Raw genomic sequence first — 17566 nt, 5'->3', positions numbered from 1 at the left:
GGCCCCGATCCGCCTCACCTTCTCCAGGTCATCCCTGCGGGGCCATCAAAATGGGGTGTGCCGTACCGGACCCTATGACCACTGGATGATACTGACGCACGTGTCATGGAGCCGATAAATCTTCAGCAAAATCTGCCGGTCCTGTGAATAGGGCTCTGTCAGACGGAACCACCGATTCACCCGGAACCGCCGAGGCATTGACCTGGCCTTACAACTTCTGGCCGAACGTGGCGGATCGCCATTCGACACCACTGCCGCTCTGGTCCTGTCTGCTCTAGCATGCTGGGCAGAACCGCAACGGTCCGGTCTGGTCTTTCCTTGTTCGACTGGTTGCCCCGGAATAGGGCCACCGTTGCAGGACACTGCCTGCTCCGGACGTCTTCGTGACCAACTCCGGCGGCGCTTGTCGGCCGGTAAGGATCAGGGCAGGACACCCACTGCTGTACACCTTGTGATGAACTACCGCACGCGATTCCGGCATGACGAGACCTCGACCGCAGAGAAGATGGGCCCGAACGTTGTGTGCTATGCCGGGTAAACGGTGATGGCCGTAGCCTTGATGACGAAGTAGACGGTTATCCCGGGCATGAGCCCGAGGTCTGCCGAAGCGGCCGGGGTGATGTCTGCCATCAGGCCTCCGGCGTGGACACGGATATGATCGCCGTGGGGTTCCAGATCCGTGATTCGGACGGCGAACGAGTTCCGTGGGCTACCGTGATCAGCAGTCGGGAAGACCGCAACCGCGATCGGTGAAAAGAGTGCAACGCCGTCCTGGCCGACGACTGCTCCGTCTTGGGGATGTGCGTTGATGTCAAGCCCGCAATTGGACGTGAGCCCTTGGCCTGTGATAGTTCCGGAGAGCAGGTTCAAGCCCGCCAGTCCGGCAGCAAATTTGCCGCGGGGTTTCTTCAGGATCTCCCGGGGTGAGCCTTCCTCGGTGATCCGCCCGTCTTCGATGACGATGGCGCGGTCGGCGAGCATCAGCGCGTCCAGGACATCGTGCGTGATGATGATGGTGCGGCGCGTAGCGAGGATCCGCTTGAGAAGGCGGCGCAGCATGGGGGCGGCATGAATGTCGAGGGCCGCCATGGGTTCGTCGAGGAGCAGTAGTTCGGGCTCCGTTGCAAGCGCGCGCGCTAAGGCAACGCGTTGAGCCTGACCGCCGGAAAGCTGGCCTGGCCGCCGGTTGGCGAACTCCACCGCTTCTACTTCCGCGAGCCAGAGTCGAGCCGTCTGAAGCGCACTGGCCCGATCCGCGCCGGCAGCCCGCGGACCGAAGGCTACGTTCTCCAACACGCTCATGTGCGGAAACAGCAGCGGTTCCTGTGCGAGCAGCGCGGTTCCCCGCATGTGCGGCGGCAGGAAGTTGTTCCTGCCGTCGCCAATTTCGAACAGCATCTTCTGTTTTAGCGCCGCGTTCCCGCTATCCGGGCGGATGAGCCCTGCGATGATTGCCAGCATCGTCGACTTGCCGGCACCGTTTGGACCCAGCACGGCTACTGTTTCTGTGCCTCCGAAAGTGAAGGAGACGTCGAAGTTGCGCGCGTGCAGGGCGGCATCGAGTTTGAAGGTCATCTTGATTCCGCATCCGCTGCCAGCGCCGCCGAATTCCGGAAGGAAAGTGAGACGACCGCGACCGCCACCGCCACAAGTACCAGGGAAAGGGCGACGGCAGCGTCGGCGTCGCTTTCACGCTGAAGGTAGATCTCCAGTGGCAGGGTGCGGGTGACACCTTGGAGGCTCCCGGCGAAGGTCAGAGTGGCGCCAAATTCGCCCAGGCATCGCGCGAAGGACAGCACGGCGCCGGAGGCAAGACCGGGCAGGACCAGCGGGAGAGTGACCCGGCGCAGCACCGTGCTCGGGCGGGCACCAAGCGTCGCTGCGACGGCTTCATACTTGGTGCCGGCGGTACGGAGAGCTCCGTCGAGACTGACCACCAGAAACGGCAACGCCACGAATGTCTGGGCGAGGACGACGGCGGTGGTGGAGAACGTGATTTGGATCCCAGCCAGTTGCATGCTCTTCCCGAGGAGTCCCTGACGGCCAAACGTATAGAGCAACGCGATGCCGCCGACCACGGGCGGCAGGACGAGGGGTAGCAACACAAACGCCCGCAGCAGGTGCTGGCCCGGGAAGCTGGAGCGGGCCAGAAGGAGGGCCAACGGCACCCCGAAGACGACACACAACACCGTGCTGGCCGCAGCCGTCCGCAGGCTGAGGCCAAGCGCCGTGAGCGAGGATTCCGATGTGATGAGCGGGATGAAGTGCGCCCAGTTGACCCTGAACACCATTGCGGCAAGCGGCAGCAGGACAAACAGGCCTCCTGCTGCTGCAAGGGCGAAAACCCACGGAGGGAGCCCTGTGTAACCGGTGTTTTGTCGATTTGTCCTGCTGCCCGACCAGGCCTTCTTACGGGGCACCAAAACCGGCGTCACCGAGGACCTTCCTGCCTTCGCTTCCCGTAACCATGCCGATGAACGCGTTGGCCAGATCCTTGTTCGCGCTTGTTCCTACCGCAGCGATCGGATAAGTGTTCACAGCCTGGTCGGACCCGCTGAAAGCGATGCCCTTGACCCTGCCACCGGCGGTCTTGACATCGGTGACGTAGACAAGGCCAGCGTCGGCTTCCCCGGAGGTGATCTTGCCCAGGACGTCTGTGACGGAGGATTCCTCGCTGACAGGCTTCAGGGTTGTTCCCGTAGCCTTTTCCACCTTCCCCGTGGCGGAGCCGCAAGGAACCTGCGGCGCGCAGACAACTACTTTGGTGCCCGGCTTCGCTAGATCTGCGAAGGAAGAAATCGACGCCGGGTTTACTGATGGAACCGCGATCGTCAGGACGTTCGTGGCGAAGTTGGTCGGCGTTCCGTTGATAAGCCCGGCAGCGGAAAGTTCAGCCATGTTCTTGACATCGGCGGAGGCGAAAACATCGGCCGGAGCGCCTTGGGTAATCTGCGAGACCAGGGCCGAGGATCCGGCGAAGTTCAGCGTAACCTTAGTGCCCGGGTTTGCTGCCTCGAACTTGGAGGCGATCTCGGTGAAGGGAGACTTTAAGGACGCGGCGGCGTAAACGGTCACCGAGCCTGTGATCGTTGGGGGAGTGCCGGTACCTGGGCCCGGGGCTTTGTCATCGGCGGAGTTAGCGCAGCCAGCCAGTCCTGCTGCAACGACCCATGGGGTCAGCAGCAGGCTGATGCGCACGCGAAAAATGTTCATGTGATGGTCCTTCTCAGGGCTCGGCTTGATTGACCCAAACGCTCGCATGGGATCAACCTGTTATGCCGGAACCGACCCATTCCAAGGTCCCATCGGCGAAGAACTGTTGCTTCCAAATGGGCACCTCTTTCTTGATGCGGTCAACCAGGTCCGAGCACACAGCGAATGCCTGTCCCCGGTGTCCCGCGGCTACAGCACAAACGAGAGCCGCGTCCCCAATTCCGAGTGCTCCCACCCGGTGCGATGCCCAGATCCGCACGGGAACGACTTCCTCCGCCTCATCAGCGGACGAGTACTTGGCAGCGACCGCTTCCAGAACATTTTTCAACGCCTGGTGTGCGGTGGGGTGAGCAGTGTAGGTCAGTCGGTCGACTGCCTTACCGCCGTCGTGATTGCGTACCACTCCACAAAAACTGACTACTGCTCCGGACGTGCTCGAATCCACAGCCGCTGTGGCCACCTCGACGGAGATGGGCTGATCGCTGAGCTCGCAATTGACTACGGCAAAGGCTTGCCTCGTTGTCTGCGCTGCGGTGGCAGCTTCTCCTGCGTCCGTATGTTGGTCGGTGCTCATTCCTGTCCTCTCATTCAACGGTAGTCGCCTGTCAAGCCCACTCGTGTCTCCAGTCACGCCTATTCCTCCGAGGTTTTCAGAGACCAGTCCCCACTCTTGCCGCCAGTCTTGGCAAGTACCCGGATATCCGTAAGAACAGCGTGCTTGTCAACGGCTTTGATCATGTCGTAAACGTTCAGGGCGGCGACGCTTACTGCAGTCAAAGCTTCCATCTCTACTCCTGTCACACCCCTAGTCTTAACGGTTGCAACGAGCCGCACGCTGTCAGGTCCCAGTACGAAGTCGACCGTCGCCCTGGAAACAGGTAAGGGGTGGCACAGCACAATCAATTCGGACGTTTTCTTGGTCGCCAGGATGCCTGCGATCCGGGCGACGGCCATGGCATCGCCCTTGGGCAATCCCTCCGATGAGAGCAGCAGCAGGACTTCGCGAGTCGTACGAACTGTTGCCGTAGCTGTTGCCTCCCGGTTGGACTCAACTTTTTGTGAAACATCAACCATGTGGGCAGTGCCGTCCGTGCGCAGGTGGGTGAGGCCCGCGGACCAACCTTCAAGCGTCAAACCGCCCATACCTCCACCTCTGATCCCTCCGCCAGTTCCGAAATTCCCTCTGGGATGTGCACCAAGACATTTGATCGAGCAAGTGCTCCGAGCAAGTGGGAACCTTCGCCGCCTTCCAGTCGAACAGTGCCGTTCGCTAAGAGGACACCCCGCCGGACCTGGTGCTTTTTCGGGGGCGACGTTAAGGGATGCGAAAGGGGTGCGCGGAACGAGAGCCGGGGAGCCGGCGCAGCAAACATTTCGCCCAGGAGCGGACGCAGGAACATCTCAAACGAGACAAAGCAGCTCACCGGGTTTCCAGGGAATGCGAGGATCGGAGTGCCCTCGAAGGTGCCGACTCCCTGGGGACCGCCGGGCTGAATGGCAACGTGGGAAAATTCGACGTCATGATCGGTCATGGTCTGCCTAACAGGCTCGTAGGCGCCCGCGCTCACGCCGCCACTGGTAACAATCAGGTCGACGTGCGCGGCATGGATTTTCAAGAGTTTCGATAGGGCGCCCGGCTCATCCTTGACTATGCCTGCCCTGACGACGTTGAGCCCTGCCTGAAGCATAGAGGACTCCAGGAGCGTGTTATTTGCATCGTAAATCTTGCCCGGTTCGGGCTTCTCACCGGGCTCAAGGACCTCGTCCCCGGTGGTGGCCAGCAGGACAGTCAGCTTTTGAGTAACAACAACTTCAGTGACACCCAATGCGGCGAGCAGACCAAGCTGGCGCGGACCGAGCACGGTTCCGGCGGGCAGTGCGCATTCGCCTTTAGCTATATCACTCCCTGCGCCGCGGACAAACGTACCGGCAGCTGTCTCAGGAAGCCACACTGTCGTATCCAACCCAGGGGGAGGGAAGTGGTTTGGCGCTGCCCGTTCAATGGGGACGACAGAATCAGCTCCATCGGGTAGCAGGGCCCCCGTCATGATGGGAGCAGCTGTCCCTCCAGCCAGAGGTGCCGGTACTGTGCCTGCCGGGACGGGTGATACCACACGCAATTTCCCTTGGCCGTCAGTGATGTCGCGGGATTTAACCGCATAGCCATCCATTTGGGAGTTGGTGAAGGGTGGCAAATTTGCCGGTGCCTTAACGGTTTCGGCCAGGCCACGGCCCAACGCTTGCATTAAGGGGATTCGCTCTACCTGGGGTGGGGTCAACAGCGGAAAGAGCACGTCCCGGATTGCCTGCAGGTGTGTCGATACACTTCGATGTTCATGTTCCGGCAGAGACCTTCCGAGGATCCGGGGGCCGGGACGCTTGCCCCCCAGTCCGGTCAGCTGCTCTTCTTGCCTTTGCATGTCCTGCCTCCGGGAGATCTTTTTCGGTCTGGTGAATCCTGCTCGGCCACGCCAACCTGCTTATTCTTTCCAACGAAGCTTTTGGCGGAAGCATCTCTCTGGTTCTCGTGTGCGCCCCAGGTTCGATCGTGTTGCGCAAACTGGTCCTCCTGGGTGCAAAGTGATTCCAACAGGAAAGCGACGCTTCAGCTATAACTACTTGCCACAACTGGCTTCCGCAATTGTCAGTTCCAGCACAAAGGCCCCTGCCCTGCTTCGCGTAGCCTGAAGACATGAGTATCCAGCTAGGCATGCCGCAACCCCGGGAGGATGCCGGGCTGTCCGTATCCGCGTCAAGGCCTGCCGGCATAGGCGCCGCGCTGGTGGACCGGTATGGGCGCCGCGCCACTGACCTGAGGTTATCGTTGACGGATAAATGCAACCTCCGCTGCACCTATTGCATGCCTGCCGAGGGGCTCCAATGGCTATCCAAGCAGGCGGTCATGTCAGCCTCGGAAATTATACGGATCGTCCGGATCGGTGTGGAGAACCTGGGTATCCGCGAACTGCGGCTGACCGGAGGCGAACCCCTGGTCCGCCACGATCTACTGGGGATCATCGCCGAGTTGCGGCGAAACCACCCTCAGCTGCCGATTTCAATGACCACGAACGGTGTGGGGCTCGCCAAAAAAGCGGCCCCGCTCAAGGCTGCCGGGCTGACCCGGATTAACGTCTCGTTGGATTCGCTGCATGAGGAGACCTTCAACCAGCTGACGCGTCGGCCCTTCCTGGACCAAGTCCTGGCCGGGGTGGATGCCGCGTGGTCCGCCGGACTGGGGCCGGTCAAGCTCAATGCCGTATTGATGCGGGGCATCAACGATGCCGAAGCTCCTTCGTTGCTCGCGTGGGCGCTTGACCGTGGTTACGAACTAAGGTTTATTGAGCAGATGCCGCTGGACGCTGATCACGGGTGGACCCGGCGCAACATGATCACAGCAGCCGAAATCCGTACGCTGCTGTCCACTGACTTTGTCCTCACCCCGGATCCTCGGGCACGTGAGGGCGCGCCGGCGGAACGTTTCGAAGTACGGCGTCGGGCAGTTGGGTCGGAGGTGACTGACACTTCGTCGGCAGGGGGCCAGAACGTGCGTCCGGCGCTTGGGACAGTGGGGATTATCGCTTCAGTCACTGAACCCTTCTGCTCGGATTGCCGACGGACACGGATCACGGCCGAAGGTAAGATCATGGGCTGCCTGTTCTCCCGCGAGGAATTCGACCTGCTGGGTCTTCTGCGATCAGGCGCCTCAGACGAGGCTCTCGCACGGCGGTGGCAGGATGCAATGTGGCTCAAGCCAAAAGCTCATGGCATGGATCATGTAGGACTAGACGCCCCGGACTTCGTCCAGCCGGACCGCAGCATGAGCGCCATTGGAGGATAGCTCTTTATGAACGTACGCTATTTTGCTGCCGCACGTGCTGCTGCCGGATTTGAGGAAGAAATGTTCGACCTTGCAGACGGCACGACTGTGGCAGGGCTCCTGAAGGCCATACGGTCCGTAAAACGTCCGGAACCTCCCGCAGGGACTCCCCCTCTGACCAATATTTTGGCAAGAAGCAGCCTCCTGTTGAATGAAGTTGCAGTGCGTGATCACTCAACGGTTGTAGGTCCGAACGATGTGGTTGACGTGCTTCCCCCGTTTGCCGGCGGATGAGCCGCTTCAGCTTTTTGTGCATCCGGTCTGCAACCCAGTGTTGCCAATCTTGAAGGTCTTAGCGCGCTTCACGGGCTTCTCGACAGCGTGCGACACGTACAACGTCGTCGTAGCGGCGATCGTTCTTCAGCTAGTTGTACTGGCCTGGTGTATTTGTGTTTGATGCCGGGACCAAGAGCTTCGTTGAAAACCCGTGAGCGGTAGCAGGAACCGTTGTCGGTCAGCACCCTGCGGGGTGAGACCCCGTAGCCCTGAAAGTAGGCGCTGCCCCCTTGCCAGAATCGGGCAGCGTTGTTGTCCTGCCGCTCGTCTAAGAGGATCTCTGAATACGCGAGCCGTGAGTAGTCATCAATGGCGGTGTGAATGTGGCTAGCCGGGTTTAGGGCGGCCTTAGCAGTGTCCGCGGTTGGACCAGCCCTTGGCCCGGCCCACGGCCCTGTTGCCTCCTCCGTCGGGGACCCGGCCGAGCTTCTTGACGTCGACGTGAACGAGAGCTCCAGGGCTGTTTGTTCGTAGCGGCGAATGACTCGTCCTGTCGCCCGATCCAGACAGGACAGCCTCGCCAGACGATAACGGGACAGGACCTTGTGGACCGTGGACGGGTGCAACCCGAGCAAACAAGCGATGCGGGCCGGCCCCCAGGGCCGGTTCACCCGTAGGGCAATGATCCGCCGCTCGACCCGCTGTTGTGTCCGCTGCGGGGATGATGCAGGACGGCTCGAGCGGTCATCCATACCCTTGGCGCCGAGCTCGCGCGCCTGGGGACCAAGCTCAAGATAACGTTTGGCCCAACGGGCGGCGGTCGGCACAGAAACCTGCAAACGTTCGGCAGCGCGCCGCAACGGCCAGCCATCATCGACGATACATTTCGCCAACTCAAGCCGCCCCAAGGACGCGAGGAAAGCGTTAGGGTGGGACACGAAGACCTCCGATTGTGGAACTTGACTCTAGACAAGCCCCGCTCCACTCGGAGGTTTTCTTCATATCGCCATGCCATGCCGACTGTCACCAACGTCCGTGGGTAACACAGCTGATATGTAATTCTTGTGTCAAGAGCGTGGGGATGCAGTCCCAAGGTTTTGGGCCGTGGGACTGCATCCTTTGTTTTGCCGGGGTGATCGTTGGTGTGGGTTAGCGTGTCGTTGGCGACGGCGCGGTCAGACTGATATGCGCGGGTTGGTTACCGCAGGACGATGTGTTCGGCTGGAGGCTACCGCTGGTCTAGGAAGATCGGGCATACCCTGTTGGGGGCGCCCATAGCTGTATCGCGGGTTTACTCCACGCGCTGCGATTACCCCACCATCGCTGGCGTCCCGGCTGTTCCGTTCCGTGAAGGGACGGAAGTCAGGTAGTTGTTTGGGTGGTCTCCAGGCTTCCGGTAGCGAGGGACCAACACCAGCCGGAGAGCTCGCGGGCGATGGCGACGTTTGCGATGACGGGCCGCTTGCGGCGTTCGAGGTAAATCATCCAGCGTTCGTGCAGGCGCCGGTTCCCTGCATGGCCACGTGCTCGGGCCTGGGAACTGGCTTCTTCCCACCGTGAGCGCATGAGCCGGGACGAGACGTTGTATGGTCTACGGTGGTGCCAGGCTGCTTCGACGAGTAGCCGGCGGGCATGTCCGTTTCCGGTTTTCGTGATGGATCCCTGGGACCGGGACGCCCCCGATGAACGCTCGGTCGGGACCAGGCCCAGATATGCGCCGATCGTTGAACCGGTAAACCGGTCCCAGTCACCGATCTCCACGGCAAGACCAAAAGCCGTCAGCGTAGATATCCCGCGCAGGCACTGCAGCGACCGGACAATGGGCGTGTATTCGCTTGCATAGGCCATGGAGGCGATCGCCTGATCGAGGCGGTCACGGCGGTCCGAGATCTCATGCATCGCTTCCAGCGAGGACGCATAGGTCAGTTGTCGGGCCGGAGAATCGAATCGCTGGCGTGCGAGCCAGAGTTCGTGGGTTCCGGTCCAGGCCTGCCCGCCGGAATACACGATGCCCTGTCGCAACAAGAGCTTGGAAATGCGGTGCCGGGAACGCATCAGGTCCCCGCGGACATCTTCACGGAAACGCACCAGATCCCGGGCCGCTTCCTGATCCACCGAAGGAACCTGGACCGCCGTGATCTCACCGAGTTTGAGCAACCGGGCCAGATGCAGAGCATCCCTCGCATCGGTCTTTACCCGGTCACCGGACGGGCGCTGAAGCTTCGACGGGGCTGCAATCACCGTATCGATGCCGGCAGAAAGCAGGAACCTGGCCAAGCCAAAACCTGTTGGACCTGCCTCGTAAACGACCTTTGCCGGCGGAGGCAGCGAGATGATCCAGGCAAGAATCTCATCCCGGTCCGGCGTCAAACGGCGCCGGAAAACTTCCCCGGTCCGACCGTCCAACGCACAGGCCACAACACTACGGGCATGGACATCCAGGCCAACGCTTGTACGCTCGAACATAGCTGGAACCTCCAAATTTCAAATGTGGCTCTACCTGTTCGCCAAGTGTGGCAGGCAACCCACGACTTGCTTTGAAAAGGAGGTTCCAGCCCCCTGGACCACATTTCCCGGGCCCTTCTGACAGAGGGCCATCAGCGCCGGAACAAGATCCGGAGCGTCCACCCCCCCACCCGTCATTAGGGACAGAGGATCCAAGCTGGACGCTCCGGAAACGGTCCGGCGAAAATGGACCTCCAGAAGGGTCCAGAAGCTCCACAGCTGCTTCGCCTAAGCCGGCAACCTCCTGCTCATATCGTCTAGTGGATGCGTACCAACCGTGATGAAGAGTCGGGATCTGAACATTGGTAGTTGCTCCCGTGGATTCTGGTGACTTTCGAATGGATGGCGAACACCTGAAGTTCGTTAGGTGCCGCCGCAGGAGTACCAGTAGCCATACCTTCGCATTTGGTGCAGGGGTAGACAGTTACGGCCCCCTGGACGGCGAACGCATGCGAAGAAGCACACGTGGGCTTGCGTTTCTGGCTCATGCGCGATAGCCAGCGCACATAACAGGCTGCCTGCAAAAATCAGGGGACGCAGGGGCGTGCCCACCCGGTCGTTTAAAGGAACAGTCCGTGACGTCTAAACGGACCCTTTGTCCTGCGTACCCTTTTCCCTGCCCAGGACCGGAATGGTGGGCGCGTTGTTCCTTGTGCACACTTCGACAAAAGGTCGGATGTAGTTGTCCTTCAATGCCATGCAAAAAGTCACGGCGGGTAGGGGAAGATGAAGGTCATTCGAGGGAGTGAAGGATGAAACTACCTAATATCAGATACGCATCACCAGCATCAATTGAAGATGCCTGCGATCTACTGTCAGCTGACGAGGACTCCAAGATCATTGCTGGAGGCCAGAGTCTGCTGCCTGTCATGGCCATGCGCCTAGCCCAACCGTCCGTCATTGTAGACCTGGGATACGTTCCTGGCCTGACTGACCTGGAGGAAGTCGGAGACTACATCCGCTTCGGACCTATGGTCACCCATGCAACGATCGTCAGTTCCCCTGCCGTTGCCAAGAACCTGCCAATGATGGTGGCAGCTGGCCACCACATAGCCCATCCCCAGATTAGGAATCGAGGGACCTTGGGCGGAGCCTTGGCCCATGGCGATGCAGCGGGCGAATGGCCGCTCGTATTGCTTGCCCTCAATGGAATGGTGGAGGTTCAAAGTGTAAGAGGACGGCGCACCATTGATGCCGATGACTTGTTCGTCGGTCCGTACATGACGAGCATTGCCGCTGACGAGATCATCACTGACGTTTGGCTACCTTCACGTCCCGACGGATGGGGCTATGGGGAGTTTGCTAGACGATCTGGAGACTATGGGCTCGCCAATGTCGCAGTCGTAATGTCGATTGAGGGTTCACAAATTTCAAATGCGCGGGTGGCCGTTGGAGCCGCTGTTGGCAAAATCCAACGAGTGCCCGAGGCGGAAGACGTCCTCAACGGATCAGAGCTGTCACCGGAAAGGGCAGAAGTAGCCGCAAAAGCTGGAGCGAAATCGCTCTCGTATATCTCAGACATCCACGGCTCGGCCGAATATCGCCAAGGCCTGGTGCAGGAGCTGATTCGGCGCACCATAGTTGAAGCAGGAGCACGTACGTGACATCATCATCCCCATCAGAACGCGTCGAAATAGACGTGGAAGTAAACGGACGTCGGCGCACTGTTGCAGTAGACGCGCGCGATACTTTGGCCGACCACCTGAGGAATGACCAAAAGCTCACCGGCATCAAGCTCGGATGTGAGCATGGGGTTTGCGGTGCGTGCACGATCCTCATGGATGGGGCTGCCGTGCGGTCCTGCCTGACCCTTGCCGCCCAGGGAAACGGACGCAGCATACGGACCGTCGAGGACCTGTCGGATGGCGCTGCCCTTAGCCCACTTCAGGAAGCATTTAAAAAGCACCATGCCCTCCAGTGCGGTTTTTGCACGGCAGGGTTCCTCATATCAGCTACAGAGTTGCTAGACGCAAACCCTAGTCCGACAAAAGACGAAGTTGTCGAGGCCCTCTCCGGTAACTTATGCCGATGCACGGGCTACCAGACGATTGTTGAGGCTGTCCTGGATGCAGCGGGTCAGATTGGAAACTAAAATGGACAACCCACATTATTACTCTCCTCCTATAACAAGAAACGTTATAGGCAAGCGGGTCCCACGAACTGAGGACGCAAGACTTCTTACCGGGCGGGGAAAGTACCTGAACGACATCAACGTTGAGGGCCAGTTGCATGCTTGTTTCGTGCGCAGCCCTGCTGCTCATGCTCAAATCACGGGCATTGATACGTCGGTCGCCTCAGAGATGCCTGGCGTTCACCTTGTCTGGACGGCTTCTGACATCGAAAAGTACTGCGCCGGCATCGAGGCACAATATACGGCTGAGGGATGCGAAGCGATGACCATGCCGCTCTTGGCTAAGGACGTCGTACGTTACGTGGGTGAACCGGTTGTATTGATAGTCGCAGACTCGCGAGCGGTAGCAGAAGATGCGTGTGATCTCGTAGGTCTCGAGCTCGAGCCCCTCGAAGTCGTGCTTGACCCCCGCAAATCCATCCAAGGGGGCCCAGTAGCAAACGGCGAACGCCCTGACAATGTGGGCATTCGCGGGAGAGCAACCTTTGGGGACGTGGATGAGGCGTTCGCCAATGCCGAGCATGTCGTTTCCGCCCTGTACCACCCTGGTCGGGTGGCAGCCGCCCCTATGGAGACGAGGGGTTGTCTAGCGGACTACGAATGGACTGAGGACCGGCTTAGGCTATGGGCGTCAACGCAGATGCCCCATTACGTGAAGATGTGCCTGAGCCTCTTTCTTGGTTTCGATGAGTCACGAAGCGAGGTCATTTCTCCTGATACCGGCGGCGGTTTTGGGCAGAAAGCGCACGTATTCCCTGAAGAAATGCTCATGCCGCTCGCTTCGAAGCACCTGAAGACGCCAGTAAAATGGGTAGAGGATCGGCGCGAAAATCTTTTGGCCGGTTCACACGCCCACGAGCAGTTCGTCACAATCCAATATGCCGCCAACGCTGAGGGACGAATAACTGGGGTTCGGACCCATTCTTTAGTTGACGGAGGCGCCTACCATATGCCCCCGCAGACTATGGCTGTGGAATGCTGGGCTACCGCGGCCGTCACGCCCACCGGTATATACGATATCCCAGCGGCGGAGTACGTTTACGAGGGGGCCGTCACCAACAAGTGCCCCATGGGCGCTTTCCGCGGGGTTGGATACACGGCGGGAACCCTCGCCCGGGAATCCCTTATGGATGATCTGGCGCGACAGATGAAGGTGTCTCCTTTTGAAATCCGGAGACAGAATGTTGTTAAAGAATTTCCGTGGACAAATCCCCAGGGGGTCGTGTACGAGGAGGGGTCATTTCTTGAGGTAATCAACACCTTGGAAGAAATGGTCGACTACCCGGCCTTTCTCAAACGACAGGAAGAAGCCCGCAAAAACGGCAAATACCTGGGGTTGGGAATCAGCGTCTTCGTCGAAAGTAGTGGCGAGAGCACGGGCATGATGCAGGCCCATGGCGCAACCGATGTGTTCCATGACACAGCAACCGTCAAAATGGATTCGACCGGCTCGGTGACAATAACCTCGGGTTTGAATTCACAGGGGCAGGGCCACCAAACGACCCTAGCCCAGGTAGCCGCGGATGTCTTAGGCATCCCCTTCGAATCGATCAGCGTCGATGCGGGAACTTCCACCAAGGGCGCCTATGGCAGCGGCACCATTGGAAGCCGCGCAGCCGTCATCGCCGGCGGATGTGTTAATCGTGCAGCCCATGCCATTCGCGAAAAACTGGTTGCCGTTGCTGCCAATATGCTCGAGTCTTCTGAGGAAGACATCGTTTTGGAAGAAGGCTTCGCATCCATCGTAGGGGCTCCGGAATCGCGAGTGAGCGTCGCCGACGTGGCCATGGCAGTCTACTGGGACTCATCCAAGTGGCCCGCCGGTTTTGAACCCGGATTGGAGTTCACTAAGGCATGGGACACATCCCGGCCCATGTTTTCGAACGGCGGTCATGCCCTTATCGTTGAACTGGATCCCATCACCGGGTTTGTAACAGTCGAAAAGGTCTATTCCGTCGAGGACTGCGGCGTTATCATCAATCCCACAATTGTAGAGGGCCAAATTCGCGGTGGGGTCATACAAGGAATTGGCATGGGCCTTTTCGAGCAGCTTGTCTACGATAATTCAGGAAACTTGTCTACAACGTCTTTCCTGGATTACCAGACGCCAACGATGGATGTTTCTCCCCCATTTGAAATCAGGCACATTGAAACCCCGTCGGTGATGACAGCGTCAGGCGTGAAGGGGATGGGAGAGTCTGGTCTGATCTCGGCACCGGCTGCCGTACTCAACGCCGTGAATGATGCACTCTCTCCCTTTGGTTCCGTTCTCTATGAACTTCCAGCAACCCCCGAGAAAATTATCCGCGCCACCAAGGGAATTGTCGACCTGGAAGGCCCGGAGGATTGGTCAGACCTGTGGGATCGGGCAGGGGTGCCCGCGCTCGATCGAGGCCCAATGGATACGGAGTAGGGACAGCATGCGTGCGTCCCTGATTGCAGACCCAAATTCCAAAGTCCAGGACATGTGAAAGAAGGCAAAATTTGTATGACGCAATTGTGGTTGGCGGCGGTTTTAGCGGTCTGAAAGCAGCACGCGACCTTACCAATGCAGGCAAAAAAGTACTTCTCCTTGAAGGGGGCGACCGCCTTGGAGGGCGAGCGTATTCCCGGGAGTCCCGGAATGTACCCAACCTGCAGGTCGAGATAGGTGGAGCGTACCTACACCGAAAGCATCACCCGCGGCTGGCAGCCGAATTGGACCGGTACGGAATTGCCACGGCGGCTGCTACCGAGTTCACCTCGTTTAGGCATCGTTTGGGCCCGACCGCACTGAATCAGGCATTTCCTATTCCCGGTTCGGAAGCAGTTGCAGTGGAAGCAGCCACCTACACTTTGCTGCGGGATGCGCACAGAATTGACCTGGAAAAGGGGTTGGAGAACCAGGACCTTGAGGACCTGGACATCCCACTCATCGAGTACGTCGACGGGCTCGACCTGCCCCCTGTTTCCAGGCAGTTTTTGCTCGCCTGGGCGTGGAACATGCTGGGCCAGCCTGCTGACCAGTCATCCGCGTTGTGGGCGTTGCAACTTGTTGCAGCACATCACTACAGCATCCTCGGCGTGCTTTTCTCGCTGGATGAAGTATTTGCCAATGGTTCAGCTGACCTGGTCGACGCCATGAGCCACGACATTCCTGAAATCAGGATGCAGAGCGTCGTTACCGGCATAGATCAGTCAGGCGATGCAGTGCATGTGACCCTCAAAAGCGGGGACGCCTTCCAAGCACGTTCCGTGGTAATTGCTACCCCAATGAACACTTGGCGGAGGATTCTTTTCACCCCGGCCCTACCTGAAAACCGGCGGTCAGTAATTGAGGAAGGGCACGGTGGCCGCGGACTTAAAATTCTGATTCACGTGCGGGGAGCGGAAGCGGGAATCGAATGCGTCGGAGACGGAATTTTTCCCACGCTTTACGACTATTGCGAGGTGTCGGAAAGCGAACGACTGTTGGTGGCGTTCACCGACTCGGGATCCTTCGATCCTACCGATCTCAGTGCTGTCAAGGACGCTGTGCACTACTATCTACCGGAGGTTGAAGTCCTCGGCATCGATTATCACGACTGGATCAAAGACCCACTTTTCGAAGGGCCCTGGGTCTCACCCCGAGTACGACAGTTCAGTCGAGTACACAAGGAACTTGGTGAACCGGCAGGCCGTGTTTATTTTGTAGGATCCGATGTGTCGTTGGGGTTCCCGGGATATATTGAGGGCGCGCTGGAAACCGCTGACTCGGCGGTCAACGCGATTCTGCGTTCGTAGAACGAGGGCTTCCTGATGCTCTCCCCGGAGCTTATGGTTCGCTCGCAGCCGGCGCAGTCATCCGGCCAAAAACGCTGACAAGAATGCCGTTGCACGGTCCCATGAACGCCATCGGCCATCAGGAATGATGGCCGATGGCGTTCTGTCGGGATCAAAAATTAGGTTTAGGTGTTTGGGTGTAGCGTGATCCTCTAACCCAACGGTGCCCCCGATCCCGCCTCATGATCCTCCTGCTCCAGGGAGGGTCACTGCTATCCGTTTGGTAGCCAAGTTTCCTGCTCAGGGCCTTGCCGCGCCCCCGCAGGAACTGGACCACTGCCTCCGCCCGTGAGAGTTGCTGCTTCGCCTGGTCGTCCTCGGACCTCGCCGGTTCACAAATTCGATGCCTCACATCCCTTTCCTATACACAGGCAGTTTGTGCTCACCCCGTTCACTTCGAGGAGATGAATTTGATGTCTATCGGTGCTATCGCCGGTCTGATTTCCGCTGGGGTCTTTGCACTCCTTGTTCTACTGCTTGCAGTGCCGATCATGAAACTCGGCCAGGTACTAGACGAGGTACGAATTGCGATTAGGTCGTTGAGCGACGGTGCGATTCCGATAATGGATGGGGCCACAGCTATTGTGGCCACCGCCAATCAACAACTTAGGAAAGTGGACGGCATTGCGTCGAATGTCTCTGATGTTAGTGCCAACTTCTCCGCCTTGACCTCCCTGATCACGGCCAGTGTCGGGGCACCCCTGATCAGAATGGCGGCTTTCAGCCATGGTGTCAGAACCGCTTTAGCGAAACACCCTAGGCCGGCTACAGGCCGACGAAGCCGCTAAAGTTCGGAGGCCAGTATGAACCGATTTATCTGGCTGGGAACCGGCATGCTTATTGCAGTCATTGCCCTTCGGCAAGTGAATGCAACAAAGACCGGACCCGGCCCGTGCAGGGCCTTATAGACGGTCTCAGGCGCGACGTGCAATTCCGGCTGTCCAGGAAGACACTACACAGCCGGTTGCCGATCTGGCGGGGGCTTCATCGCTGTTCGAGGTGCTCCCAGACGAAGGCCCACAGCTCCTGGATCGGACGACGGCGGGACTTTGCTTGCGATCTTCCCGGTTCGCTGACGACTCCTTCTGCGCTCGGCACTGCGCAGGGCTGTCTGCGGACGGTAGTTGCCAGAGGGTTCGTGAAGGTTGCGGCTGATCTCCGTGCTCACGGTAGCGGACTGCACCCGAGCTGCCGGGCAATGGCACGGATGCTACGCCGGGCATGCAGTAGGTCCGCAATCGTAATCCGTTCCGGCTCGGAGAGATGACGGCGGAGATCCCTGCAGGCCGCTGCTGTGAAATCGGTGCGTACGTCTTGATGTCTCCGGACTTTTAGACGACCGTTTGGCCGTGCCGCCACCGAGTGCCGGGACTACGGCTGGTTCCCACGATGCGGCAGGCTTCAGGATTGCCCATTTCCTGTTTTATCAGCTGATCATAGTGAGCCCGGGCAGCCATCTTCGGTGGAGCGCATCGACCCCTCGGCGGTCCTTTCATCTGGCCCAATTGCAACTCATAATCGCTCAGGTGTTGCAACCACCGCTAGACGGCAAGCCCACGCAACATGGCTCAGTTTTCGAGCATCGCTGACACCAGGGTTCGTTTTGGATTCGGATGCAGGCTTGGATACGCCATCAGCAGCACTAAGGAACGTTACGGTAGCGCTTAACACAGGGGAGGGGACAAGTTCCTCGAGTTGCAGGAGACGGCCTGTAAGCGGCCATGAAAAACTGCCCATAGGCGGCCACGAAATTGCCCACTGACGGCCAGTAGAACTGCCCACTGGTGGCCATGAGATCTGCCCACTTCCTCAACTGTTCCTGC

At 59.2% G+C, this 17566-nt stretch carries 15 protein-coding genes and 1 pseudogene; 7 read left to right on the top strand and 9 right to left on the bottom strand.

The features are described 5' to 3' along the window. Positions 1-525: 525 nt before the first annotated feature. From ACTJK0_RS18535 to ACTJK0_RS18510, 6 genes are read right to left on the bottom strand one after another with little or no spacing between them, the layout of a single operon-like run. Positions 526-1575 carry a sulfate/molybdate ABC transporter ATP-binding protein gene (locus ACTJK0_RS18535; protein ID WP_159629965.1) on the bottom strand — a complete coding sequence of 350 codons (1050 nt, stop codon included), beginning with the start codon at positions 1573-1575 and terminating at the stop codon, positions 526-528. Beyond that, positions 1572-2435 (bottom strand): ABC transporter permease, encoded by an 864-nt coding sequence (locus ACTJK0_RS18530; RefSeq protein ID WP_159629967.1) that lies wholly within the window; start codon positions 2433-2435, stop codon positions 1572-1574. Before ACTJK0_RS18530 ends, ACTJK0_RS18535 begins: the two co-directional genes overlap by 4 nt. Further along, on the bottom strand, positions 2410-3213 hold the full coding sequence (gene modA, locus ACTJK0_RS18525; RefSeq protein ID WP_159629969.1) for a molybdate ABC transporter substrate-binding protein: 804 nt from the start codon (positions 3211-3213) through the stop codon (positions 2410-2412). Before modA ends, ACTJK0_RS18530 begins: the two co-directional genes overlap by 26 nt. Before the next feature lie 52 nt (positions 3214-3265). Then, positions 3266-3787 (bottom strand): molybdenum cofactor biosynthesis protein MoaE, encoded by a 522-nt coding sequence (locus ACTJK0_RS18520; protein ID WP_159629971.1) that lies wholly within the window; start codon positions 3785-3787, stop codon positions 3266-3268. Positions 3788-3846: 59 nt separating this feature from the next. Next, positions 3847-4356, bottom strand: coding sequence for a cyclic pyranopterin monophosphate synthase MoaC (gene moaC, locus ACTJK0_RS18515; RefSeq protein ID WP_159629973.1), 510 nt, complete (start codon positions 4354-4356; stop codon positions 3847-3849). Further along, a complete protein-coding gene (locus tag ACTJK0_RS18510; RefSeq protein ID WP_159629975.1) occupies positions 4344-5633 on the bottom strand; it encodes a molybdopterin molybdotransferase MoeA in 1290 nt (429 codons plus the stop codon). The genes moaC and ACTJK0_RS18510 overlap by 13 nt, the downstream gene beginning before the upstream one ends. Positions 5634-5905: 272 nt before the next feature. Here ACTJK0_RS18510 and moaA point away from each other — a divergent pair, with 272 nt between their 5' ends. Beyond that, on the top strand, positions 5906-7051 hold the full coding sequence (moaA, locus tag ACTJK0_RS18505) for a GTP 3',8-cyclase MoaA (RefSeq protein ID WP_201302373.1): 1146 nt from the start codon (positions 5906-5908) through the stop codon (positions 7049-7051). Positions 7052-7057: 6 nt separating this feature from the next. Continuing rightward, the gene (locus ACTJK0_RS18500) at positions 7058-7324 is read left to right on the top strand and encodes a MoaD/ThiS family protein (RefSeq protein ID WP_159629977.1); all 267 of its coding nucleotides are present in this window, start codon (positions 7058-7060) and stop codon (positions 7322-7324) included. A 140-nt stretch (positions 7325-7464) separates the two neighbouring features. Here ACTJK0_RS18500 and ACTJK0_RS18495 read toward each other — a convergent pair. Both ACTJK0_RS18495 and ACTJK0_RS18490 read right to left on the bottom strand, forming a co-directional pair. Continuing rightward, a pseudogene (locus ACTJK0_RS18495) lies at positions 7465-8244 on the bottom strand (helix-turn-helix domain-containing protein); the annotation flags it as partial. Positions 8245-8668: 424 nt separating this feature from the next. Next, on the bottom strand, positions 8669-9772 hold the full coding sequence (locus ACTJK0_RS18490; RefSeq protein WP_159629981.1) for an IS110 family transposase: 1104 nt from the start codon (positions 9770-9772) through the stop codon (positions 8669-8671). 791 nt (positions 9773-10563) lie between these two features. On the opposite strand from ACTJK0_RS18490, the gene ndhA reads away from it, so the two are divergent. The 5 genes from ndhA to ACTJK0_RS18465 all read left to right on the top strand — a co-directional run bounded on the left by ndhA (position 10564) and on the right by ACTJK0_RS18465 (position 16531). Next, positions 10564-11415, top strand: a complete 852-nt coding sequence (gene ndhA / locus ACTJK0_RS18485) for a 2,6-dihydroxypyridine 3-hydroxylase subunit NdhA (protein WP_159629983.1) — start codon at positions 10564-10566, stop codon at positions 11413-11415. Beyond that, a complete protein-coding gene (ndhB, locus tag ACTJK0_RS18480; protein ID WP_328699835.1) occupies positions 11412-11903 on the top strand; it encodes a 2,6-dihydroxypyridine 3-hydroxylase subunit NdhB in 492 nt (163 codons plus the stop codon). The genes ndhA and ndhB overlap by 4 nt, the downstream gene beginning before the upstream one ends. Before the next feature lies 1 nt (position 11904). Further along, positions 11905-14355 (top strand): 2,6-dihydroxypyridine 3-hydroxylase subunit NdhC, encoded by a 2451-nt coding sequence (gene ndhC / locus ACTJK0_RS18475; protein WP_159629985.1) that lies wholly within the window; start codon positions 11905-11907, stop codon positions 14353-14355. Positions 14356-14426: 71 nt separating this feature from the next. After that, positions 14427-15704, top strand: coding sequence for a (S)-6-hydroxynicotine oxidase (locus tag ACTJK0_RS18470; protein ID WP_159629987.1), 1278 nt, complete (start codon positions 14427-14429; stop codon positions 15702-15704). 452 nt (positions 15705-16156) lie between these two features. Then, complete coding sequence (locus tag ACTJK0_RS18465) at positions 16157-16531, top strand: DUF948 domain-containing protein (protein WP_159629989.1); 375 nt, start codon at positions 16157-16159, stop codon at positions 16529-16531. 376 nt (positions 16532-16907) lie between these two features. Here the strand turns inward: ACTJK0_RS18465 and ACTJK0_RS18460 are convergent, their stop codons facing one another. Further along, positions 16908-17102 carry a helix-turn-helix domain-containing protein gene (locus tag ACTJK0_RS18460; RefSeq protein ID WP_159629991.1) on the bottom strand — a complete coding sequence of 65 codons (195 nt, stop codon included), beginning with the start codon at positions 17100-17102 and terminating at the stop codon, positions 16908-16910. Between the last annotated feature and the right edge of the window lie 464 nt (positions 17103-17566).

This window comes from Paenarthrobacter sp. 22069, assembly GCF_052046035.1.
In the GTDB taxonomy this organism is placed as follows: Bacteria; Actinomycetota; Actinomycetes; order Actinomycetales; family Micrococcaceae; genus Arthrobacter.
This window is presented reverse-complemented; position numbering and strand designations above follow the sequence as displayed.

What these genes read in the sequence shown, in the direction of transcription:
- ACTJK0_RS18535 (WP_159629965.1), bottom strand. Translation starts at nt 1,575, where the DNA reads ATGACCTTCAAACTCGATGCCGCCCTGCACGCGCGCAACTTCGACGTC.
- modA (WP_159629969.1), bottom strand. Translation starts at nt 3,213, where the DNA reads ATGAACATTTTTCGCGTGCGCATCAGCCTGCTGCTGACCCCATGGGTC.
- ACTJK0_RS18520 (WP_159629971.1), bottom strand. Translation starts at nt 3,787, where the DNA reads ATGAGCACCGACCAACATACGGACGCAGGAGAAGCTGCCACCGCAGCG.
- moaC (WP_159629973.1), bottom strand. Translation starts at nt 4,356, where the DNA reads ATGGGCGGTTTGACGCTTGAAGGTTGGTCCGCGGGCCTCACCCACCTG.
- ACTJK0_RS18510 (WP_159629975.1), bottom strand. Translation starts at nt 5,633, where the DNA reads ATGCAAAGGCAAGAAGAGCAGCTGACCGGACTGGGGGGCAAGCGTCCC.
- moaA (WP_201302373.1), top strand. Translation starts at nt 5,906, where the DNA reads ATGAGTATCCAGCTAGGCATGCCGCAACCCCGGGAGGATGCCGGGCTG.
- ACTJK0_RS18500 (WP_159629977.1), top strand. Translation starts at nt 7,058, where the DNA reads ATGAACGTACGCTATTTTGCTGCCGCACGTGCTGCTGCCGGATTTGAG.
- ACTJK0_RS18490 (WP_159629981.1), bottom strand. Translation starts at nt 9,772, where the DNA reads ATGTTCGAGCGTACAAGCGTTGGCCTGGATGTCCATGCCCGTAGTGTT.
- ndhA (WP_159629983.1), top strand. Translation starts at nt 10,564, where the DNA reads ATGAAACTACCTAATATCAGATACGCATCACCAGCATCAATTGAAGAT.
- ndhC (WP_159629985.1), top strand. Translation starts at nt 11,905, where the DNA reads ATGGACAACCCACATTATTACTCTCCTCCTATAACAAGAAACGTTATA.
- ACTJK0_RS18465 (WP_159629989.1), top strand. Translation starts at nt 16,157, where the DNA reads ATGTCTATCGGTGCTATCGCCGGTCTGATTTCCGCTGGGGTCTTTGCA.